This window comes from Stenotrophomonas sp. SMYL41 (genome assembly GCF_036319965.1).
In the GTDB taxonomy this organism is placed as follows: Bacteria; Pseudomonadota; Gammaproteobacteria; order Xanthomonadales; family Xanthomonadaceae; genus Stenotrophomonas; species Stenotrophomonas maltophilia_R.
Genome location: NZ_JAWIRX010000001.1, coordinates 64,898 through 87,095 on the forward strand (window position 1 = coordinate 64,898; position 22,198 = coordinate 87,095).

12 protein-coding genes are annotated in these 22,198 nt (G+C 68.7%); 8 read left to right on the plus strand and 4 right to left on the minus strand.

Going from position 1 to position 22,198, the window contains the following annotated elements; all coding sequences use genetic code 11:
* Positions 1 to 25 precede the first annotated feature (25 nt).
* Positions 26 to 12,409: a filamentous haemagglutinin family protein gene (locus tag V3B30_RS00335; RefSeq protein ID WP_262082413.1), complete on the plus strand. Its 12,384-nt coding sequence runs from the start codon at positions 26 to 28 to the stop codon at positions 12,407 to 12,409.
* A gap of 359 nt (positions 12,410 to 12,768) precedes the next feature.
* Here the strand turns inward: V3B30_RS00335 and V3B30_RS00340 are convergent, their stop codons facing one another.
* Genes V3B30_RS00340 through gspH form a run of 3 tightly spaced genes read right to left on the minus strand, consistent with a single transcriptional unit; the run spans position 12,769 to position 14,185 of the window.
* The gene (locus V3B30_RS00340) at positions 12,769 to 13,383 is read right to left on the minus strand and encodes a prepilin-type N-terminal cleavage/methylation domain-containing protein (protein WP_315973619.1); all 615 of its coding nucleotides are present in this window, start codon (positions 13,381 to 13,383) and stop codon (positions 12,769 to 12,771) included.
* Positions 13,380 to 13,730: a type II secretion system minor pseudopilin GspI gene (gene gspI, locus V3B30_RS00345; protein ID WP_262082415.1), complete on the minus strand. Its 351-nt coding sequence runs from the start codon at positions 13,728 to 13,730 to the stop codon at positions 13,380 to 13,382. The genes V3B30_RS00340 and gspI overlap by 4 nt, the downstream gene beginning before the upstream one ends.
* 8 nt (positions 13,731 to 13,738) lie before the next feature.
* Positions 13,739 to 14,185, minus strand: a complete 447-nt coding sequence (gspH, locus tag V3B30_RS00350) for a type II secretion system minor pseudopilin GspH (RefSeq protein ID WP_049423094.1) — start codon at positions 14,183 to 14,185, stop codon at positions 13,739 to 13,741.
* 115 nt (positions 14,186 to 14,300) lie between these two features.
* Here gspH and V3B30_RS00355 point away from each other — a divergent pair, with 115 nt between their 5' ends.
* Positions 14,301 to 14,765, plus strand: coding sequence for a general secretion pathway protein (locus V3B30_RS00355; RefSeq protein ID WP_262082416.1), 465 nt, complete (start codon positions 14,301 to 14,303; stop codon positions 14,763 to 14,765).
* Between the two features lie 90 nt (positions 14,766 to 14,855).
* Here V3B30_RS00355 and V3B30_RS00360 read toward each other — a convergent pair whose 3' ends face one another.
* On the minus strand, positions 14,856 to 15,191 hold the full coding sequence (locus tag V3B30_RS00360; protein ID WP_262082417.1) for a hypothetical protein: 336 nt from the start codon (positions 15,189 to 15,191) through the stop codon (positions 14,856 to 14,858).
* Between the two features lie 201 nt (positions 15,192 to 15,392).
* Between V3B30_RS00360 and V3B30_RS00365 the strand changes: the two genes are divergently transcribed.
* The 6 genes from V3B30_RS00365 (at position 15,393) to V3B30_RS00390 (ending at position 22,177) form a co-directional block, all read left to right on the plus strand.
* The gene (locus V3B30_RS00365) at positions 15,393 to 17,009 is read left to right on the plus strand and encodes a ShlB/FhaC/HecB family hemolysin secretion/activation protein (protein WP_262082418.1); all 1,617 of its coding nucleotides are present in this window, start codon (positions 15,393 to 15,395) and stop codon (positions 17,007 to 17,009) included.
* 38 nt (positions 17,010 to 17,047) lie between these two features.
* On the plus strand, positions 17,048 to 18,832 hold the full coding sequence (locus V3B30_RS00370) for a MotA/TolQ/ExbB proton channel family protein (protein WP_262082419.1): 1,785 nt from the start codon (positions 17,048 to 17,050) through the stop codon (positions 18,830 to 18,832).
* 10 nt (positions 18,833 to 18,842) lie between these two features.
* Complete coding sequence (locus V3B30_RS00375) at positions 18,843 to 19,256, plus strand: biopolymer transporter ExbD (RefSeq protein ID WP_005409874.1); 414 nt, start codon at positions 18,843 to 18,845, stop codon at positions 19,254 to 19,256.
* A 39-nt stretch (positions 19,257 to 19,295) separates the two neighbouring features.
* Positions 19,296 to 19,961 (plus strand): cell envelope integrity protein TolA, encoded by a 666-nt coding sequence (locus tag V3B30_RS00380; protein WP_049462486.1) that lies wholly within the window; start codon positions 19,296 to 19,298, stop codon positions 19,959 to 19,961.
* Between the two features lie 42 nt (positions 19,962 to 20,003).
* Complete coding sequence (locus tag V3B30_RS00385; RefSeq protein ID WP_262082420.1) at positions 20,004 to 21,749, plus strand: putative porin; 1,746 nt, start codon at positions 20,004 to 20,006, stop codon at positions 21,747 to 21,749.
* Between the two features lie 98 nt (positions 21,750 to 21,847).
* The gene (locus tag V3B30_RS00390) at positions 21,848 to 22,177 is read left to right on the plus strand and encodes a hypothetical protein (RefSeq protein ID WP_049409507.1); all 330 of its coding nucleotides are present in this window, start codon (positions 21,848 to 21,850) and stop codon (positions 22,175 to 22,177) included.
* The last annotated feature ends 21 nt before the right edge of the window (positions 22,178 to 22,198 follow it).

Genomic DNA, 22,198 nt, shown 5'->3' on the forward strand with positions numbered 1-22,198 from the left:
GGCCCACCAGGTTGATGAGGTTCCGATGTCGCACCCGCTCCCGTCCGCTGTTCATCCGGCCGCGCCGATGCGCCGCAATCATCCGATGGCGTGGGCCATCGCGGTCGCCCTGGGCAGCATGGTGGCCCCGGCCAGCCAGGCGCAGCAGGCATTCAGTCCGGGCTGGTTCGCCGAACGCGGCGCGGCCCAGGGCAGCGCGGCACAGAGTGGCCGCATGCCCAACGGCGTGCCGATCCAGTTCCAGTTGCCGGCCCAGCAGCAGGATGCAGCACGGCAGAAGCTGCAGCAGTCGATCGACAATCTCGGCACCGCGGCGCAGGCGATTGCCCTGCAGCAGCGCTTGCAGGAACAGGCGCGGCAGGCGCGCCGCGAGGCTGGCTTCATCGTTGCCGATGGCCTCGGCAAGGACGGCCTGAGCGTCGACCAGAACCCGCTGACCCGTGGCTGGCTCAACGCGCGCGACGCGGTCCAGTCGCAGGGCAGCGACGGGCGGGTGCAGGTCACGGTCGAGCAGACCGCGGACAAGGCGATCCTGAACTGGGAGACCTTCAACATCGGCGGTAACACCACGCTGAACTTCCTGCAGAACCCTGACTGGGCCGTGCTGAACCGGGTCAATGACCCGGGTGCGCGGCCCAGCCAGATCCTGGGGCAGCTCAACGCCAATGGCACGGTGTTCGTGGCCAACCGCAATGGCGTGGTGTTCGGCAACAACAGCCAGGTCAATGTACGTAACCTGCTGGCAGCCGCAGCACGGATCAGCGATGCGCAGTTCCGCGACAACGGCCTGTACAGCCCCGACGCCAGCAGCAGCGCGCTCAGCGATGCATTCGGCAAGGTGATGGTGGAGCAGGGCGCCCGCATCGCGACCCATGAGCCGACCAGTGCGACGCGCGGCGGTGGTTACGTGCTGCTGGCCGGGCACAGCGTGGAGAATGCAGGACATATCGAGGCGCGCAAGGGCCAGGTGCAGCTCGCTGCCGGTGACAGTTTCGTGATCCGGCGCGGCGTGGGTACGGCGACCAATACCAGCTCCACCACCCGCGGCAATGAAATCGCGCCGCGCTTCATCGCTGGCAGCACGGCTGGCAGCGTGCGCAACACCGGCCTGCTGCGCGCCCGCGAGGGTGACGTGACCCTGGCCGGGCGCAGCGTCGAGCAGGCCGGTGTGGCCGTGGCCAGCACCACGCTTGCGCAGCGCGGCACCGTGCATCTTCTGGCCTCGGCCAGTGATGCCGGCAGCAGCGTCACGCTTGCCGATGGAGCCACCACGGCGGTGCTGATCGAGGACGATGGCAAGGCTACGGTGCTGGATACGCAGCGCGACAGCCTCATCAAGGAATCGGCAGAGCAGGACGCGATCCGCGCCGGCGCGCGCTCGGCAACCTTCGACAATCTGTCCCAGCACAATGATCGCCGGGACCAGTCGCGGGTGGAGATCGTCTCGGGTGGCAACATCCATTTCAGTGCGGATTCGCTGACGGTTGCCACGGGCGGCCAGATCATTGCCGATGCGGCGGCCCGCAGCTACGTAGACGACGCGGCACGCGTGGATGTTTCCGGTGCAGTGGGCGTACAGGTGTCGATGGAGAGCAACAATGTCCAGGTCAAGGTGCAGGGCAACGAACTGCGCGATGCCCTGGACAACCGCGACAGCGGCAAGCTGACCAGCAGCGAGGTCTGGGTCGACCGCCGCCGGCTGGTCCACGTTCCGGCCGGTACCGGGGGCTACGAGGGTGAGCGCTGGTACGCGGCGGGTGGCCTGCTGGAAGTGGGCGGCTACCTCGACAACCAGGGGCACTCGATCGGCGAATGGGCCGCGCAGGGAGGCACCGTCCTGCTGGGCGGCAGGGAAGTGATCACGCATGGCGGCTCACGCATCAACCTTGCCGGTGGCAGTCTGGATGTGCAGAGCGGCGTGATCCGGCAGAGCTGGGTGCGCGGCGTCGATGGCCAGGTCTACCGCCTCGATGATGCGCCGGCGGAGATGCTGTTCGATGGGTTGTACAGCGGCCATGAAGTAAAGCAGGAGCGCTGGGGCATCACCGAGACCTTCCGTGATCCGATCGTATTCGCGGCGCAGCGTGTCGATAACGGGTACACGGTCGGCCGCGACGCAGGACGCCTGATCGTCTCCGCACCGACCGCGGTGCTGGATGGGCAGGTTGAGACTGCCACCTTCCAGGGCGCGCAGCAGAACCGCAGGCCGGATTCCGCGCTGGAGGGTTATGCGCAGGCGCAGACGGCGGCCGCACGCAACGCGCAGCTGTACCTGGGGCGCTACGACGGCCAGGGCCGCAGCGGTGTGTTCGGCTCGGAGGTGCGCCTGGATGACAAGGCTCCGACGAAGGCGGCGTGGTCGCTGCTGGCGCCGGTCAACGAGGAGCGGCGTGACACAGTGTGGCTGGATACCGCAGAGCTGAGTGCCCAGCAGTGGGGACGGATCGACCTGGCGACCGCCGATCGCATCCGCATCGATGGCAGCCTTCGCCTTCAGGCAGGCGGACAGCTCAATCTGACCGGCAGCGAGGTGGAACTGGCAGGCGACATCGGCATTGCCGGCGGCCAGCTGTCGGCGGGCAACCTGCTGGATGTCCAGGGCCGGCCGACGGCGCTGCTGCACGATGGCCGCGCCCGCACCGCCATTGCCGACGGCACGCGGATCGATCTCTCCGGTGAATGGAGCAATGCGTCACTGGCGATGCCGCTCGACGCCAGCGGTGCCTGGACGGATGGCGGTCGCCTGAGCCTGAGCAACAGTCATGACGTGGTCGTGGGCGCCGAGGCAGCGGTTGACGTGGAGGCCGGCGCCGCGTTGGACCTGCGCGGCAAGGGCCGCATCGGCAAAGGGGGCAGCGTCAGCCTGCAGGCGAACAGCAGCACGGTTGCGACCGACGGCAGTGGACGGGTGCAGCTGGGCGAGGGGAGCCGGTTCAGTGGCCGAGGACAGGGCAGTGGTTCCTTCTCGCTGGGAACCGGTGGCCACGTTCGGGTGGGCGATGCGGACCCGGCGGGCGCGTCGCTGCGACTGGACCCCGGCCTGTTCGGCAGTGGCTTTGCGCAGTACGACATCAATGGCCACCAGGGCCTGGAGGTGACCGATGGCGCGCAGCTGGTCGCTGCCCTGCCGGGCCTGCAGCTGACCCAGGGCGCTCGGATGGCAACTGATCGGGCGAGCGCGCTGGCGGCGTGGGATGCGCCGCTGTACAGCGCCGATCCGTCGAGCGGGCGCGTCAGCCAGCGCGCAGGCGCGAGCATCAGCCTGCGTTCGGACCGCAACAGCGTGGGCGGTGACCTGCGGGTCGGCACGGATGCACTGGTGGCGGTCGATCCAGGGCAGACGATCTCGCTGCTTGGTGCAGGCAACATCGATGTTGAAGGCACGCTGCGCGCCAAGGGCGGCCGCATCCTGATCGACGATGTGCGACCGGAAAACGCGCTGTACGCCGGGCAGCGCACCGAACGCACCTGGCGTTTCGCCGAAGGCGCGCTGCTGGATGCCGATGCCGACGCGATTTCGCTGCCCGATGCCAGCGGCCGCCTGCGCGGGCAGGTGCGCGCGGGCGGACGCATCGAGATTGGTGGGGCGCTGGACTGGGAGAGCACAGCATTCGTCGACAACCGTCCACCGGAAGCCTTCGTGGTGGTCGAACGCGGTGCGCGCCTGCAGGCGCGGGGCGCGTCGGCCGAACTGGACATCGACGGCCAGGGCCGTGTGCGCGTGGACAGCGACGGCGGGCAGATCGTGCTGCGCTCTGCCAATGCACTGTACCTGGACGGCGGGATGGACGCGGCCGCCGGTGGTGCCGGCGCACGCGGCGGCACGCTTGGCCTGGCCTTTGGCGGCAGCATCCATGCACGTGGCGCCAGCGATGAGGTACTGCGGGCGCGTGCGATCAGCCTCAGCCAGCACAACGCACCGGCGCAGCCACTGCCGGCCGCATTGGAATATGGCCACGCCGCGTTGTCGGTCGAGCAGCTGCAGGCCGGCGGCTTCGGTAGCCTGTCCGTGTTCGGTGACATCCGCGCCGCCGGCGATGTCGACCTGCGCCTGGCCCAGAGCCTGCGCTTCCACGGCCAGGGAACGTCGAGCCTGGGCATGGCCGTGGATGCCGGGCCGTCCTCGGGGCTGCGACTGAGTGCGCCCTACGTCCGCCTGGCGCAGGCACGCTGGCGCCAGCTGCCGGGCGAGAACCTGCTGGTCACGGCCGATGTTGCCTCGGCGGCGCCGGACCAGCATGCGCTGGCGGTGCAGGCCGAGCTGATCGACATCCGCGACGTCACCTGGCTGCCCGGGTTCGAACACGTGGCGCTGGAAAGCCGCAGTGATGTGCGCCTGACCAACAGCATTGCCAGCAATGGCAACACCAGCGCGTTGATGACGGCCGGTTCGATGGATGTGACCGCTGCCCGCCTGTACCCCACCACGGGTGCGGCCGGCACGCTGGTGGCCGGCGCTTCTGCGCAGACCGTGCAGACCGCTGATTACTGGGCTGATCCAGATGCCGTGCTGCGCATCCACGGCATCGGTGCGGGTACGCAGCCGGCGCCGGAATCGGCGCGGGGCACGCTTCGCCTGGTGGCCGCCACGGTGCAGCAGGGCGGCAACGTACAGGTGCCGATGGGCACGCTGCAGCTGGGCGGCCTGATCCAGAACGGAACCGTCGGCAGCCGGGTGGAACTGCTCCCGGGCAGCGTTACCTCCACCAGCGGTGCCGGCCTGTCGCTGCCCTATGGTGGCACCGTCGATGGTGTCGACTGGCGGGTCGGCACGCGCAGCGTGAGTTCGCTGACGCCGGCCGGCATCTCCTCGATGGGGGTGACCCTGAAGGCCAACGAGGTCGAGGTGGCGCCGGGGGCACTGCTGGACATGTCCGGCGGTGGTGAGTTGACGGGTGCGGCCTTCGTGTCCGGGCGCGGCGGCTCTGTCGACGTGCTGCGCACGGCGTTGGCCGACGCCAATCCGCGCTATGAATTCAGTGCGTCGGGCAACCCGGTGTATGCAATCGTGCCAGGACGCGCCGGGACATTCGCCCCCAGCGGCGAGGAAGGATTCGCCGCACCGGGGGTGGGTCAGCAGATCACCGTGCCGGCGGGCGTGCCCGGCCTGGTGGCAGGCACCTACACGCTGATGCCGGCCAGCTATGCGCTGCAGCCCGGTGCCTTCCGGGTGGAGCTGGGCGCCACCGGTACCTCGGGCATCGCGCAACCCATCGCGACCGGCACCGGCACCTGGCGTGTGTCCGGGCAGCAGCGCGCGGCGCTGGGCGCGGCAATCTCGCCGTTGCTCACCGACATCCTGCTGACCCCCGCCGCGGTGGTACGCCGGCACTCGGGCTACAACGAAACCTCCTACAACAGCTTCGCGCAATCGGTGGCCGACCGCCGCGGCGAGTCGCGCGGCTGGCAGACCATCGATGCGCTCGGGTTGACCCTGGCGCTGGGCGAAGGCGCAGGTCGTGCAGACACGCCTGCCATCCGCTTCGCCGGCACCGCGCGGTTCGGCGCCGCCACCGACAACGGGCGCGGCGGCACGCTGACAGCCACGTTGGCCAGCCCGGCGGTCGGTTCACTGGAGATCGTCGATGGCGGTGCGCAATCGCAGGCGCGTGATCGCGGTGCCACCTTCAGCGACGACGCGCTCAATGCCTTCCTGCCTGTGCGGATGATGATCGGCGGGCAGTTCAACCAGGTGACTTCGCAGGTGGCGGTGACCGGCCAGGCACGCAGCGTGGCGATCCGTTCCGGAGTCACCCTGAACGCACCGGAAGTGCTGGTGGCAGCGGCCTCCGGTGGCAGCGGCGTGCTGGTCGAGGCCGGTGCGACCCTCGATACACTGCCGTTCGCATCCGCCAACGCGGATGCCAGGGCGACGCTGCCTTACCAGGTCTCCGGCGGCCTGCTGGCGGTGTCCAACCAGCGCCTGAACCTGATCACCGGCACCACCGGCGTGGAGGCCGGTCCGGTGGCAATCGACATCGGGGGGTGCCAGACGGCGTGCGACGGCCAGACCCGGCTGGTTTCCGATGGCAGTATCGCGGTAGCGACCGATGGCACGCTGCAGATGCGCGACTCGGCCAGCTATGGCACCCGTCAGCTCGGCCTGAGCATGGCGGCGCTGAACCTCGGCAGTGCCGAAGCGATCGCGCAGGCCGCTGCGGCAGGGGCGCTGGCCAGTGGCATGACCATGAACCAGTCCGTGCTGCAGCAGCTGCTGCGCGGCAATGATGCCACCGGCGCACCGGCGCTGGATACGCTGAGCCTAATCGCACGGGATTCGGTCAACGTCTTCGGCAGCGTCGACCTGGATGCGCGCGACAGTGCCACCGGCCGCGGTGGCCTGCAGACGCTGGTACTGGGCGCGCAGGCCATCCATGGCTATGGTGCGGCGAGCGACCGTGCGCGCATCCTGGTGGACACACTGGTCTGGGACGGTTCGCTGGCGGCGACGCAGGGGCCGGGCAGCGATGCGTCGGTGCCGCCGGCCGATCCGATGGTGGACCGGCTCGGCGCCGGGCAGCTGGACATCGTCACCCGCAACCTGCAGCTGGCGCGCGCCCCGTTCAGCCGTCCCAGCTCCGAGGTGCCTGCCAACCGTCAGGTACTCGGATTCAGTGCGCTGAACCTGAGTGCTTCGGAGCAGCTGTCGTTCTCCGCGCAGGGCACGCTGGACGTGTTCCAGCAGCGCGGCGACTATCTGGCCGACAAGGGCTGGCAGTACAGCGGAGGCAGCCTGGGTATCGATACACCGCTGTTGACCGCCGATCCCGCCGCGCAGCTGCGCGTGCGCACCGGCGGCGACTTCCGCCTGCAGGGGGGCACCGGCAAGGCGGGTGGCGATGCACTGGGCAGTGAGCTGAGCATCGACGCCAACCGGATCACGCTGGACAGCACGATCGCGCTGGCGTCAGGACGGCTGTCTGCGAACGCGCGCGAGGGCATCACGCTTGGCAGCCGGGCGGCGCTGGACCTTGCCGGGCGCAAGGTCTCGCTGTACGACGTGGACAAGTTCAGCTGGGGCGGTGATGTCCTGCTGTCCAGCGACACGGGGGACATCCGCACCGATGCGGCCTCCCGCATCGATGTTTCCGCCCGCAACAACCGCGGCGGGCGCATGACGGTCACCGCAATGGCCGGCCGAGCCGATCTGGCCGGTGATCTGCAGGGCACCGCCAGTGGCCGCTACGATGCCGGTGGCACGCTGGTGCCCTACGACGGTGGTGAACTGGTGGTGCGGGCACGTCAGTTGCAGGACTTCACCGGCCTCAACCAGCGATTGACCGCCGGCGGCGTCGTCGGTGGTCGCAGCTTCCAGATCGGTGAAGGCGATCTGCGGATCGGCGACGAAGTGAAGGCGCGCCGGGTCGACATCAGTGTCGACGCGGGCAGCATGACCGTGGCCGGCCGCATCGATGCCAGCGGCGAGCAGGTCGGCAGCATCCGCCTGTACGCCCGTGATCAGTTGCAGGTGGACGGCACGCTGGACGCGCACGGTACCGGCCTGCGCGTGGACAGCCATGGCAAGATCATCGACAGTCCGAACCGGGCCACCATCACGCTGGGCAGCGCCGAAGGCGCCGTTGGTCTGGGCAGCGCGGCGCACCTGGACATGCGTGCAGGCAGCGACGTTGCCCTCGGTGACGGCCCTGGACAGAACGACGGCATGGCGCGGGGCTCGCTGAAGATCGATGTGCCGCGGCTGGGCAGCAACGACGCGGCGATTGCCGTGGCCAGCGGCCTGCGCATCGATGGCGCGGCCGACATCCAGCTCAATGGTGTCCGTCGCTACGACGATGCGCCCCTGGCCACCACCGCTGATGTGCGCGGCAACCGCGCGCAGCTGGTCACCCAGCAGTGGCTGGACCAGGTGGTCGATCCGCACAGCGGGGCCTGGATCGATGGCGCGCTGGGCAATCCGGATCTGCAGCAGCGCACCGCCGCGCTGGGCGACGTCCGCCTGCGTCCCGGCGTGCAGGTGGTGGCGCGGCGCAGCGAGGCCAATCCCGAGGGCGACCTGACCATTGCCGGCGACATCGATCTGTCCGGCTACCGCTACGGGCCCGAAGCCAACCGCGCCGATCCATCGCGGCGTGGCTTCGGTGAATCGGCTTCGCTGGTACTGCGCGCCGAAGGCAACATCAACGTCTATGGCAGCATCAACGATGGTTTCGCACCGCCGCCGTCCACGCCGGACGAGGGCGGTTGGCAGTTGTATGAGGCTCGCAATGGCAGCGCCGGGCACACCCCCTTCGGTGGCGACCTGGTGGTGCCGGTGGACGGAGTGAAGCTGCAGCCCGGCACCGAGTTCCAGGCCGGCACCCGCCTGAACTATGACGTGCCGGTCGAATCGGTAACGCTTCCGGTCGGTACCGTGCTGCCCGCGCCGATGGTGATCTCGCAGACCCTGCGCCTGCCTGCGGGCACGGTGCTGGGTGCGGCGGTGACCACCGACTCCGGGCAGACGCTGGCGGCGGGCACCGTGCTGCAGGAGCCGCTGGTGCTGGCGGCCGGTGCGCGCCTGGGGGCCGGCTTCCGCCTGCGCAGCGCCGTGCAGATGGCGGCACAGGAGTGGCCCGCCGGCGCGGTGCTGCCGGTTGCGCTGCGCCTGGCACGCGAAGTCGAGCTCAAGGTGGGCGCCTACATCCCATCGTTGACCAAGGTGGAGCTGCCCGGCAACGGGCCGGTGAATCTGCGGCCGGCCGATGCCAACGGCAACCAGGGGCGCAACTGGGCGCTGGCGCCGATGCTGGCCGAGGGCACCACCTCCTGGGACCTGACCGTGGTTGCCGGTGCCGATTCCGGGGCGGCCGATCCACGCAGCCGGCGCTGGGGCGCCGAAGGCAGCGTGGTGCTGGCCGATACCCACCAGGGCTCAATCGGTACGGTCAAGACCGAAATCATCTGGGTGGGTGATCGTGTGTTGACTGAGCGGGCATCGCTGGACTGGATCGGCGACACCTCCTATGCGGGCCGTCCGATTGCGGAGCTGGCCGACATGTACGGCTTCACCGAAGATGAGTTCTGTGCGATGTCGGCTGACTACTGCGGCCCGGCCCCCCGCCAGGTGGCCGCGCAGGGCTCGCTGGATTACTGGGGCGATGAGTCCTACGTGGGCACCCCTGCGAAGGACTTCGCGGCGATGTTCGGCATGACCGAAGACGAGTTCTGCAGCACCGCACCCAGCTACTGCGCCGGCGGTGGCACGCAGACCGAAGTGACCACCTACGGCAAGCGCGCGGGCACGCCGGCCTGGAGCGTGCTGCGCACCGGCAAGGGGGACCTGGAACTGCTCGCTGCCGGTGATGTCGTGATGAAGTCCGGCTTCGGTGTGTACACGGCGGGCACTCCCACCACGCTGGGCGAGGGCCGCGACGCTGCCTTCAATTCGCCCCGTGCAGCAGCCCCCAGGAACACCGCACTGCTGGGTCCGAACCTGGTGCCGGGCAGCTATGATGCCGCGTTGGCCGGCTACCAGGCCTGGTATCCCGATCATGGCGGCAACCTGCGCGTCGAAGCCGGGCGAGATATCGTCGGTGACGTCTGGACCGGGCGCGCAGAGTCGGGCACCAGCGAGCGTGACTGGGCGCTGTACTCCAGTGCCGCGGTCGGCAACTGGCTGTGGCGGCAGGGAACCGGCAGCACCACCGGCGTGGAGCCGGTGCCGACCAGCTGGTGGGTGAACTTTGGCGCCTACACCAACGTGTCCGCTGCTGCTGGCGCCTCTCCGCGGATGGTCGGCTTCACCGGCTTCGGTACATTGGGCGGCGGCAACTTGACGCTGGAGGCCGGGCGTGACGCCGGCGTGCGCGATGCGATAGGTGACGCGCTGGACTCGACGATCGCACCGCGCTCGGGTGCGATCATCGCGGCGGTGGGATCGACCGGCCGGGTCAGCGATGGCCAGCTGCACCTGACCGGCGGCGGCGACCTGCAACTGCGTATCGGTGGCGCACTGAATCCGAATCTGCGGGCGACGTTCTCCAGCCTCAATGCCTCCAGGGCGGGACAGAATCTCGACCTCAACGGTACCTTCAGCAATCTGCGTGGCAGCCTGCAGCTGGATGCGGGACGCATCGGTGCAATGGGCGTCACCCTGGAAAGCTACGCGACGCTGGGCCAGCTGCGTGCGGCCGATCTGTTCGCCGCCGACGCCGCTCGCCCGATGGGCGGGCCGGTGCTGGTGCTGGGCGATGCGGTCGCGCAGCTGCAGGCGCGGGGTGACGTCGTGCTCGGCGGCGTCGCCGATGCCGGTCGGGTTCCACTGGCCAACTACAGCGCGGTGGTGCAGGACAACGGCAGCCGCGCTGCGGGCAGCACCTGGTTCTCCCTGTGGACCGACACGACCGCCGTGGACCTGTTCAGTGCCGGTGGCGACCTGGCGCCGGGCCTGGCCGGGCCGGAGAACGTGACCGGCAGCAATCTGTGGCCCGAGCAGGTTGCGCTGGCACCGGGCAGCCGGGAGGAGCTGCTGAACTACTGGCTCTATCCTTCGCGCTTCAGCGCCGTTGCTGCGCAGGGCGACGTCAAGCTGGACCGGATCAGCACCACGCCGGGGACGCAGGATGTGATCCTGCTGGCACCATCGGCGACAGGACGGCTGGACGTCCTGGCCGGTGGCGGCATCTTCGCCCAGCGTGGCGCGACCCAGATCGCGCGCTCCGCCAGCGACGCGCGCCTGCCGGGACCCTTCGACCCTGCATTCATGGCCGAGCAGGGGGATTCCAGCGGCAATGTGACCCGCTCGCGTCACAACCTGTCGGTCGACGGCAACATTGCATCGCCGCAGGCGTCGCTTCCGCTGTTTGCGTTCGGTCCGAATACTCCGCTGTCCACCGTGTCTGCGGCCCTGGCGCCGAGCCGCTTCTACGCGGTGCAGGGCGACATCATCGGTCTGGCCACCGGCGCCCAACGCACGCTGACTCCCAACGGGGGGCAGCGCACGCAGCTGAACTGGTTCGAGGCCGCCGGCGCCGTGCAACTGCGGGCAGGCCGGGACATCCTCGGGGTGTCGATGACCGCGCTGAACACCGCGCCCACCGACTTCACGGTGGTGGCGGCGGGCCGCGACATCGTGCATCTGAACGCGACCATCGCCGGCCCCGGCAACACCGAGATCAGTGCCGGCCGCCAGCTGCGCCAGGAGGATGCGGGCAGCATCGTCAGCCTCGGTGGCATCGTGCAGGGCGATACCCGTCCCGGCGCCAGCATCGCGTTGACGGCCGGCAACCAGCAGATCGATTTCGCGGCCCTGCGTGCCCGCTATCTGGATCCTGCGAATCTGGCCGATCCCGCGCAATCGCTCGCGTCGCAGCCGGGCAAGGCAGTCAAGGTCTACAACCAGGAGCTGAAGCAGTGGCTGCAGCAGCGCTTCGGCGTGGCTGCCGACGGCGACGGGGCGCTGGCTGCATTCGACGCACTGCCGCAGGAACAGCAGCGCATCTTCCTGCGTCAGGTGTACTACGCCGAACTGCGTGAAGGTGGGCGTGAGTACACCGATGCAGAAGGGCCCCGCTTCGGCTCCTACCTGCGCGGGCGCGAAGCCATCGCCACGCTGATGCCGGACAGGAATGCGGCCGGTGCGACGATCGACCGTACCGGCGATATCGTGATGTACGGCGGTTCCGGCGTGCGCACCGAGGCGGGCGGCAACATCGAACTGATGGCACCGGGCGGACAGATCGTGGTCGGCGTACAGGGCGTGGTGCCGCCTGCCAGCGCCGGCCTCGTCACCCAGGGGCAGGGCGATATCCGCCTGTTCAGCCAGGACAGCGTGCTGCTGGGCCTGTCGCGGGTGATGACCACGTTCGGCGGCGACATCCTGGCCTGGTCGGAGCAGGGTGACATCAATGCCGGTCGCGGTTCGCAGACGACGCTGCTGTACACGCCACCGCGTCGCCTCTATGACGGCTGGGGCAATGTGATCCTGTCGCCGCAGGCTCCCGCCAGTGGCGCAGGCATTGCGACCTTGAACCCCATCGCCGAAGTGCCGCCGGGCGACGTCGACCTGATCGCGCCGCTGGGCACCATCGATGCGGGCGAGGCCGGTATCCGCGTCTCGGGCAACATCAATCTGGCGGCGCTGCAGGTGCTCAACGCCGCCAATATCCAGGTACAGGGCGAGAGCAAGGGCCTGCCGGTGCTGGCCACGGTGAACGTCAATGCGCTGGCCTCGGCCAGTGCGGCGGCGAACAGTGCCAGCCAGGCCGCACAGGATGTGATGCGCAAGAGCCAGGACGATGCACGGCGCAACCAGCCATCGGTGATCAGCGTGCAGATTCTGGGCTTTGGCAGTGGTACAAGCAGCATCGCTCCGCCTGCGCGTGGCACGACCGCCGGCAGTGGCTACGACGCCAACAGCGCCTTCCAGTTCCCGCAGGCCAGCCGGGACGAGGGCACCGAGCGCCGCTAGGCATTCCACGCCCCGGCAGGTGCCGACCTTGGTCGGCACGCATTGCCCGGTGCAGCGCATCGGGCTGCAGCATCGGGCCAGCCGCCACGGAACGGTGGCGGCCCCAGCCAGGACGGCACGGAGGGCAGGGAGCGGCCATCAGCGGTGAGGACCACCGACACAGCGCCGTCGGGTGCAGGAGAGCACCCGGCGGCAGGAGGGCAGGGAATCCATGCCATGCGTAGATGCCTGGGCCAGCATCAGTGCCGACCAACGGTCGGCACCCACCAGAGCAGGCTCGGGGGTAGATCCCCGCCATCACCAGAGCAGCCTCAGCAGTAGATCCACGCCATGCGTGGATGCGGCGCCACGAACGAACCCTACAACTCCAGCACCCGCCGGTAGCTCAGCGGCCCACGCCCATCGCGAAGGCCCAGCCGCAGCTCCAGCCCCGTCGCCGGCAAAACCTCGCCCTCGCTCGGCAGCACCGCCCAACCGGCACCGGGCTGCCAGGCCCGCACCTCGAACCGCTGCACACCTTGGGCCACCGCGATGCCTCTGGATTGCTCAGGCGCTGGCAGCGGATACCGGTCGGTCGCCTCGCCACTGGCCCGCCACAGCGTGTTGCCCTGTTGCCACCAGCGCACCCGCTGCCAGCGCAGCCCGTCGCTGCCGACGCTGCGGGTGATCTCCAGCGCGAAGCTTCCATCCGGGTGCCGTTCGCTTACCAGCGAAGGTGGCAGCAGTCGCTGCGGCTGGTCCGCCGGGCGCACGGCGCCATTCATCAGCGCGTCGTCTGCGCGCATGTCGATATCACGCTGGAACTGCTGCAGCACGCGCAGCGCCGTGGTGGTCTCGGCATCGGCCTGGCGCAGGCGCTGGTCGCTGCTGGCCACGCTGTCGAGCGCACGCCAGCAGATCAGCGCCAGCACGCCCATGATGGTGATCGCGATCATCACCTCGATCAGGGTGAAGCCGCGCACGGCGCGCTTCACGGTGCGAGCGTCCACGGCAGCTGCATCCGCGCCAGCGGTCGCCGCGGTGCGTCCTCGGCCACCACGCTAAGTTCCAGCTGCGGCTGGCCGTCGCTGCCCGTGCCAAGATGCTGCAGCACCAGGAAGCTGCCGCGTCCCTGCACGCAGCGCTGGCGGACATCCTGCGCTGCCTGTCCGGTCAGACGCAGTTCCTGCCAGCGGTCCTGCGCGCACATCAGCGCCAGGCGGCGATCGCGCAGCCGCGATTGATCGTCGGTCGCCACCGCCACCGAACGCATCACCGCCGCCAACGCAATCGATACGATCGCCAGCGCGATCAGCACTTCGATCAGGGTGAATCCTCGCATCGCCTGCTTCACTGCACGACCTGCAATTGTCCGCTGCCATCATCACGAAGACGCAGTGTGCGGCCCTCCAGCGACAGCCCCAGCTCCCAGGCAGTGCCGATCCATTCCGGGCTCAGTTCGATGGCGCTGGCGGGCACTACCGCAATGCCAGCGGCCTGCCACTGCTGCGGCCGCAACAGGTCATCGCGTTCCACGGTCACCCAGCGGCCGCCTTCGCGGCGGCTGAAACGATAGCCCTTGGCATCGGACTGCCAGCGCAGGGGCCGGCCATCGATTCGGGCTTCGTCGCGTGCCACCTGCAGCCGCTGCGCCAACCGCTCGGCTTCCTGGCGCAGTTGCCGGGCCGGATCGAGCAGGCTGCCCAGGCCAAGGCCGATACCGGCAGTGCAGATGCCGATGATCACCAATACCACCATCAGCTCCAGCAGGGTAAAACCGCGCGGGATGCGTTGCACCGACATTGCCTCCGGTCCTTGCCGATACGCGCCAGCATAGGCCTGTACGATGAAACAAAAGCGTCAGCCGCAGCTGCTAGCGTAGGCGGACACGAACGTGGCGATGGTGCGGAACATGGATGGCAGGCGCTGGGATCGCAATCGCATGCTGACCCTGCTGGCAGCGATGCTGCTGCTGGCCGTAGTGGCCTATTGGAGTGTCACCCTGTCTGCGGTGGCGCCAGCGGTGGCGGCCGGTGAAGCGCAGGCCGAAGCGCCGGTACGGCCCCTGTTCGATGCGATGGCCAGCCTGCCGCTGGTGCGGCTGCTGTCCCCCGGTGCGGTACGGACCGAGGTGGTCGTGCTCGGCGTGATCGCCGGCGAGCACGCGCCACTGGCGCTGCTGTCGGTGGATGGTCGTCCTGCGCAAGCGTACGCACCCGGGCAGCGGCTGGGGCCTTGCACGGTGCTGGCCAGCATCAGTGCCAGTGCAGTGGAACTGAATCAGGCCGGCCAGTCGCGCAGCGTGCCGGTGCCCGAGCTGCCGCCGGTGCCGACCGATGGCATCGTGCCTGCGCCCTCGAACGGTGGCTCACTGTAGAGCCGGGTCCACGCCCGGCGGCTTCTGCATGAACGTTGAAGGGCGCGCTGGAGCAGCCGGGCGTGGACCCGGCTCTACAGCTTCGCAGGCTCAGCGCGCCGGGCGCTGCGGCACCACCGAGCGGCCGAAGGCATCGCCCATGCGCTGCCGCGTGCCTTCCAGGTTGTACTGCATCAGCTGGTTGCCGGGCTGCCGCATCAAGCGTTCGGCTTCAGGCAGCGCCGGTGACTTGGCTGGCTTCGCCGCCGGTGCCAGCTTGCGCTGCAGGCAGTCCCACGCCGGAATCCGCTCGCCGTTGACCTGCACTTCAATGCACGGCACGGCCTCTTCCCGCTTCTTCGCCTCCTCGGCACGGAGCGATGGCAACGCCAGCAGCAATGCCAGCGCCAGGGCAGGGCGGATGCCCGCTATCGATAGTGCACTCATTTCCAATCTCCCGCGGCAACCGGCGTTCTGCAAGGAAGACGTGTGGCGAAGGCAGTCTCCGCCCGCCACCGTTCCGGCAGGGTCAAAAGATGACAGTGCTGTCACAAAACTATTGGCGGTTTTGACGCGACGTGCACGTCCTGTTGGTAGACCCACGCGCCGCTCCCTGGCCACTCCCTTCGATACGACGCGATGCCTTCGATGACTCCTGTTCCGTGCCGAGCCGTCCGCCTTCCGCTGCACCTGCATCCGCTGGTGCTGGCCCTGGCCGCGATGCCGCTGCCGTTGTTCGCGCAGGCGGCTGCACCTGCGCCCAGCGTGAACATCAATGAATACATTGTGCGCGGCAACACCGTGCTCGATCCGCGCCAGATCGAACGCGCGGTGGAGCCGTTCCTCGGCCCGGGCAAGACCCTGGCCGATGTCGAGAAGGCGCGCGATGCAGTCAATGCGCTGTACCAGCAGGCGGGCTACCAGTCGGTCTATGTGGAACTGCCCGAGCAGCAGGTCAGTGGAGGCGTGGTACTGCTGAAGGTACAGCAGACACCGATCGGCCAGCTGCGGGTCGTGGGAACGAAGCACGAATCGCCCGAACGCATCCGCGAACGCGTGCCGGCGCTGGCCGAGGGCAAGGTGCCGGATTTCGACCAGGCGCAGAAGGAACTGACCGCGCTCAATGAAGGTGGACGTCGCCAGGTGATGCCCTTGGTGCGCGAAGGTCAGGTGCCGGGCACGATGGATGTGGACCTGCAGGTCGAGGAGAAGTCGCCGTGGCGCGCCAGCGCGGCGCTCAACAACGACCACAGTGCCGACACCGAGAAGCTGCGCCTGAGTGCGTCGCTGGCCTACGACAACCTGTGGAAGCGCGGGCACAGCGCCACCATCGGCGTGTACCTGGCGCCGGAAGATACCAGGCAGGCCAAGGTGTTTTCGGCCTCGTACATGATGCCGTTCGAGGGCACGCCGTGGAGCCTGGAAGCGTCCGGCTACACGTCCGATAGCCGCGTGCTGAACGCGGGCGGACAGGTCGGTACCGGCACCGGAACCAATGTGATCGGCAACGGTCACTCGATCGGCCTCAAGCTCAACTACCGCCTTGCCGGCAGCAGCCAGTGGTGGCGCCAGCTCAGCCTTGGTGTGGATTTCAAGGACACCGAGGAAGACACGCAGATGGGCGAGGACAGCCTGAAGACGCCGCTGAAATATGCGCCGATCACGCTGGCCTTCGTCGGCGTGCGCCAGGGCGAGCACGATCAGCTGAGCATCAACACCCAGCTGGTGGCCGGCACCCGCCGCCTGTTCGGTTACGGCAGCGACGCCACCGCCTTCGGCCAGAAGCGCTACTGGGCCGACCCGAGCTTCGTGGCGTTCAAGGCCGATGTCGCCAACACCCATACCTTCGGCAGCGACTGGCAGTGGTACGCGCGCGGCTCGCTGCAGGTGACCGACGCGCCGCTGGTGTCGGCCGAGCAGTTCGCCGCCGGTGGCATGTATACCGTACGTGGCTATCTGTCGGCCGAGGCGATCGGCGACTACGGCGGCCTGGCCAGCCTGGAATGGCGCACCCCGGCGTGGTCGCTGTGGAACGGCACCGATCTGCGCGTCTACAGCTTTGCCGACGCGGCCTATCTGCGCCTGCGCCAACCACTGCCCGAACAGCGTGACAAGTACAACCTGGCCTCGGTCGGCCTGGGCGCGCAGCTGCGCCTGGGCGAACACCTGCAACTGCGCCTGGACTACGCCTGGCCCTATGCCGATGGCCCGGTCACGCGCAAGGACGATCCGCGCCTGCATTTCAACATCAGCACCAGTTACTGACCCTTCCCTTGAACATGCGTTCTCCGGAGACCCCTCGCATGGACCGTTTGCTTTCCCGAGTGTTGCTGCTGCTGGCCGCGCTGGTTGCGTTGCCTGCTGCTGCGGCCGATGCCAATTGGTGGCAGGCCGAATGGAAGTACCGCAAGCCGATCACCGTCGACGCCGGCCCGCAGGGCGCGGGCCTGGCCGGTGACCCGGGCCGCACGCCGCTGCTGCTGCGCCTGCATACCGGCAACTTCGGTTTCGACGGTACCCAGGATGCGGGCAACGACCTGCGTTTCGTGTCGGGCGATGGCCGCACCGTGCTGGCCCACCAGATCGAACAGTTCGACCCCAAGCTGGGCCTGGCCCTGGTCTGGGTGGACGTGCCGGCAGTCAGCGCAGCCGCGCCGCAGACGATCTGGATGTACTACGGCAATGAGAAGGCCCCGGCCAGCGGCAATGGCCAGCAGGTATTCGACCCGGACTACACGCTGGTCTACCACTTCGCCGAAGCCAATGCGCCGGCGCGCGACACCACGGCCTACGGCAACAATGCCGGGGCCGTCGTGCCGCCGTCCGAAGGCTCGGTGATCGGCCGTGGCGTGCAGCTGGGTGCGGGCCCGCTGCCACTGCCTGCCAGCGCGTCGCTGGCGCAGGAAGCCGGCGCGCCGCTCACCGTTTCAGCCTGGATCAAGCCGGGCAGCACCAACGCCGCACAGGCGATCTACGCCCGTCGAGACGGCGCTTCGGAACTGGTGCTGGGCATCGAGAACCGGGTGCCGTTCGTGCAGCTCAATGGCCAGCGCAGCACGCCGGCGCAGCCGATTCCGGAAGGGCAGTGGGCGCATGTGGCGCTGACCGCGGAGAAGGGCGCGTTGCAGCTGTACCTCAACGGTCGCGTGGTGGCCCAGCTGAGCGGCGAGCTGCCGGCGCTGGGCAGCGCGCCGGTGGTCGGTGCCGACGCCCCCGGCGCGGCGCAGCCACTGGCCAACTTCGAGGGGGCGCTGGATGAGCTGCGCGTCTCGCGTGTGGCACGCCCGGCGGCGCTGCTGCTGGCCGACGCCACCGCGCAGGGTGCCGATTCGCGCCTGATCAGCTACGGTGCCGATGAGCAGTCGGCCGGCCAGAGCCACTTCGCCTTCATCCTCAAGGCGATGCCGTTCGATGCGTGGGTGGTGGTCGCCATCCTGGGCCTGATGATGCTGCTGTCGTGGGCGATCATGATCGCCAAGAGCCGCCACTTCGGCCGTACCAGCAAGGCCAATGCGGTATTCACCGAGAGCTTCGGCAAGCTGTCCGGCGTGCCGTTGCGCACCCTGTCGGACATGGATCGCCAGGGCAAGGCACCGACCGCCATGCACGATGGCTCGTTGTGGCGCATCTACCAGGTGGCCATCGATGAAATGCAGCAGCGCCACCAGCGCGACGGCAACAGCGGTTACCTGAGTGGCGCCACCATCGCCGCGATCCGTGCCTCGATGGATGCAGTGATGGTGCGCGAGCAGGAAGCGATGGCGCGGCGCATGAACTGGCTGTCGACCACCATCGAGGGTGCGCCGTACGTGGGCCTGTTCGGCACCGTGATCGGCATCATGCTGGTGTTCGTGGTGGCGGCGATGGCCGGCGCGGTGGACATCAACTCGGTGGCGCCGGGCATGGCCGCGGCGCTGCTGTGTACCGCCGCCGGCCTCGGCGTCGCGATCCCGGCACTGTTCGGTTACAACTACCTGGGCGCGCGTGCCGAAGCGATCGGCGCGGACATGGCGGTGTTCATCGACGAGTTCGCCGCGCGCCTGGCCGAAGAGCAGGACGGGCGCGGCCCGGCCGCGGTCCAGGGCTGAGGGGCGCGCCATGGGCCAGAAGGCGAAGTTCGGCATCAAGAAGCGCGAGAAGGGCATCAACGTGACGCCCTTCGTCGATGTGCTGCTGGTGGTGCTGGTGATCTTCATCCTGACCAGCAACGCCTCCATCCCCGGCATCGAGGTCAACCTGCCGAAGGCCAGCAACAGCGTCGCATTGGAGAAGCCGAAGACCAAGGCAATCACCATCGACCCCAGCGGCCAGGTGTTCCTGGATGCGTATCCGGTGACCATGGCCGAGCTGGAGGATCGCCTGCGCACCGAGCGCGCGACCACGCCGGACTTCCCGGTGATCGTGCGCGGGGATGCGCAGGTGCAGTACGCGCGCGTGGTCGAGGTGCTGGACCTGCTGCGGCGGCTGGAGCTGGCCCAGGTCGGCCTGGTCACCGGCAAGGCACAGGGCTGAGGCATGACGGCCCATCAACCCCCCCGGCCCGAGCCCGGCATGCGCGGCCGCCAGTTGCTGGTGACCGTCGCGCTGGTGCTGGCTGCGTTGCTGGTGCTCGGCATCGCGGTGTGGTGGCTGCTGTTCAAGGACACTGCCAGTACCCGCCGGCCGGTGGTGCAGCCGCCGATGCTGGCGCTGCCGCCGCCCCCTCCTCCGCCGCCGCCGCCCCCGGAAAAACCACCGGAGCCGGAGACGCCGCCGGAAGAAACGATGCCCGAACCGGAGCCGCTGGATCAGCCGACGCCGGCCGAAGAGCCGACGCCGACGCCGGACAACGCCGATCCGGTGACGATGAACGCCGATGCGCAGGCCGGCGGTGACAACTTCGGCATCCAGTCCGGCAGTGGTGGCGGATCGTCCGGCGTTGGCCGTGGTGGCGCCGGCAATGCCACCTATGGGCGCTACCTCGGCTACCTGATGCAGCAGGCGATCTCGCGCGACGACAAGGTCAAGCGCCTGGCGTTCCAGCTGCAGGTGAACGTGTGGCTGGCCAATGACGGCCGCCTGGAGAAGGTCGAGCTGGTGCGCGGCAGTGGCAACGAGGAGGCCGACGCGGCCGTGCTCGACGCCCTGCGCCGCATCGGCAAGGTCGACCAGGCACCGCCGCCGTCGCTCGATTTCCCCGCCCGCGTGCTGATCCAGGGCCGCCGGCCCGGGGCCTGATTCCCGACCTCCGTGATTTCCCTTCTTTCGATGAGAACCGTGATGAACGACCACGTCCGCGCACGAACCGACTCCCGCCACCCGCGGCCGGCCCGACGGGCGCTGCTGTGCTGTGCCGTGCTGCTCAGCCTGGCTGCCCCGGCCGGTGCGATGGCCGCCGAAACCACCATGGTCAAGCTGATCAAGGGCCTGATCGCCAGCGGTGCACTGAAACCCGAAGATGGCCAGGCACTGCTGGTGCAGGCCGAAGCCGAGGCCGCGGCCGCACAGCGCACTGCAGCCACTGGCAGCGCGGCCGCCAGTGGTGGCGTGGCCCTGGAAGCCGGCGACGTGCGCGTGCCCTACGTGCCGCAGAGCGTGCGTGACGGCATCCGTGACGAGGTGCGCCAGGACGTGATGGCGCAGGCGAAGTCCGAAGGCTGGGCGGCACCCAACGAAGTGGCCGAGTGGACCAAGCGCATCAAGGTCACCGGTGATGTGCGCGTGCGCAGCGAGTCGCGCTTCTACTCCGAGCGCAACAGCGATATCGTGAGCAACTGGGCGTCGATCAACTCCGGCAGCGGCTTCGATACGAACAGCAACACCAACCTGCAGTTGCCGCCCTTGTTGAACACCCGCCAGGACCGCCGCAACCTGTGGCGAATCCGCGCCCGCCTCGGCATCGAGGCGATGATCGGGCAGCACACCACGGCCGGCGTGCGCCTGGCCAGCGGCAGCAGCAATGGCCCGGTGTCGACCACCGAGCAGCTGGGCGGTGGCCTGAGCAAGAAGGACGTGTGGCTGGACCAGGCCTGGCTTGCCTATGCTCCGGCCGACTGGGTGACGGTGCGCGGTGGCCGCTTCGGCAATCCGTTCTGGACCAGCGATACGCTGTTCTCCAACGACCTCAACTTCGACGGCCTTGCCGCCAACCTGAAGCATGACTTCGACGGTGGCGACGTTGATCTGTTCGGCAACCTCGCGGTGGTGCCGCTGGAGTACACCTCCGACAATTCGCCGAACCGCAACCAGGTCAAGACGCCCAACGAAAACAAGTGGCTTTCCGGTGCGCAGGTGGGCGTGAACTGGCGCTTCAACGACGAAAATTCGCTGCGCGCAGCGCTGGGCTACTACGACTTCAAGAACATCAGTGGTCGGCTGTCGTCGCCGTGCGCGTTGTTCTCGGGCGTCGATGGCTGCGACACCGATTGGTCGCGCCCGGCGTTCATGCAGAAGGGCAACACCCTGATGCTGATCCGCGACATCGCGCGCAATCCGCTGGATCCGGCCAACACGCCAACCCCGCAGTATGTCGGCCTGGCCTCGGCATTCCGCCTGGCCACGCTCAACCTGCGCTGGGATACGCAGCTGGCGGAGGGCGTCGGTCTGCGCCTGGATGGCGACTACATCCGCAACCTGGCCTACGACAAGCAGGCCATGTTCAACCGCGCCAACGGCGGCATCGTCAACAACTACGGCGCCGGCGGCACCGCCAGCATCGATACCTTCCGCAGCGGCGACACCGCCTGGATGCTGCAGGCCACCTTCGGCGCCACCGAGCTGAAGGAGAAGGGCCAATGGCAGGCGCTGCTGGGCTACAAGCACATCGAGGCCGACGCGTTGCCCGACGCCTACAACGATTCGAACTTCCACCTGGGCGGCACCAACGCCCGTGGCTATTACGTGGGCGGCGCCTATGCGCTGGATGCGCGCAGCTGGATCAGCGGCAAATGGATGGCGGCCAAGGAAGTATCGGGGGCACCGCTGTCGATCGACGTGTTCCAGCTGGAGTTCAACACCGGCTTCTGAGTGGCGGGCGTGATTCGGTTCACGTAGCGCGTGGCGGGGGCGCAGCGATGCGCCCGTCTAAGGAAAGGAGACCACGCGTTGTTCAAAAGGAGGAGTGGATGAGCCGTCGCAAGCTGTTCGAGAGTCCCGAACCGTCCAGCCAGTCCCTGGGCATCGGGCCCGCCTACGTCTCGGTGGAGGGGCTGCGCCAGCACCTGGCCGAGTTCCTGCTGTATGCGGGCCGGCCGGTGGTGATCATGCGCGGGCGCAGCGAAGTGGGCTATTTCCTGCCGGCGCGCTGCTGGCGTCAGCGTGACGATGATCCGCTGGCCGCCGCCGCCGCCGACCAGCTGCTGGATGCGGCCGGTTTTCAGGCAGAAGACATCCAGCAGGTGGAGCAGGAATTCAACGCGATGCGCCAGCGCACCGTGCTGCACTCGCGGCGCTGATGTAGATCCACGCCCTGCGTG

Coding starts and splice junctions, on each gene's coding strand:
- gspI (WP_262082415.1), bottom strand. CDS start 13,730: ATGCGAGGATTCACCCTGATCGAAGTGCTGATCGCGCTGGCGATCGTA.
- V3B30_RS00355 (WP_262082416.1), top strand. CDS start 14,301: ATGGATGGCAGGCGCTGGGATCGCAATCGCATGCTGACCCTGCTGGCA.
- V3B30_RS00370 (WP_262082419.1), top strand. CDS start 17,048: ATGGACCGTTTGCTTTCCCGAGTGTTGCTGCTGCTGGCCGCGCTGGTT.
- V3B30_RS00375 (WP_005409874.1), top strand. CDS start 18,843: ATGGGCCAGAAGGCGAAGTTCGGCATCAAGAAGCGCGAGAAGGGCATC.
- V3B30_RS00365 (WP_262082418.1), top strand. CDS start 15,393: ATGACTCCTGTTCCGTGCCGAGCCGTCCGCCTTCCGCTGCACCTGCAT.
- V3B30_RS00335 (WP_262082413.1), top strand. CDS start 26: ATGTCGCACCCGCTCCCGTCCGCTGTTCATCCGGCCGCGCCGATGCGC.
- V3B30_RS00380 (WP_049462486.1), top strand. CDS start 19,296: ATGCGCGGCCGCCAGTTGCTGGTGACCGTCGCGCTGGTGCTGGCTGCG.
- V3B30_RS00390 (WP_049409507.1), top strand. CDS start 21,848: ATGAGCCGTCGCAAGCTGTTCGAGAGTCCCGAACCGTCCAGCCAGTCC.
- V3B30_RS00360 (WP_262082417.1), bottom strand. CDS start 15,191: ATGAGTGCACTATCGATAGCGGGCATCCGCCCTGCCCTGGCGCTGGCA.
- V3B30_RS00385 (WP_262082420.1), top strand. CDS start 20,004: ATGAACGACCACGTCCGCGCACGAACCGACTCCCGCCACCCGCGGCCG.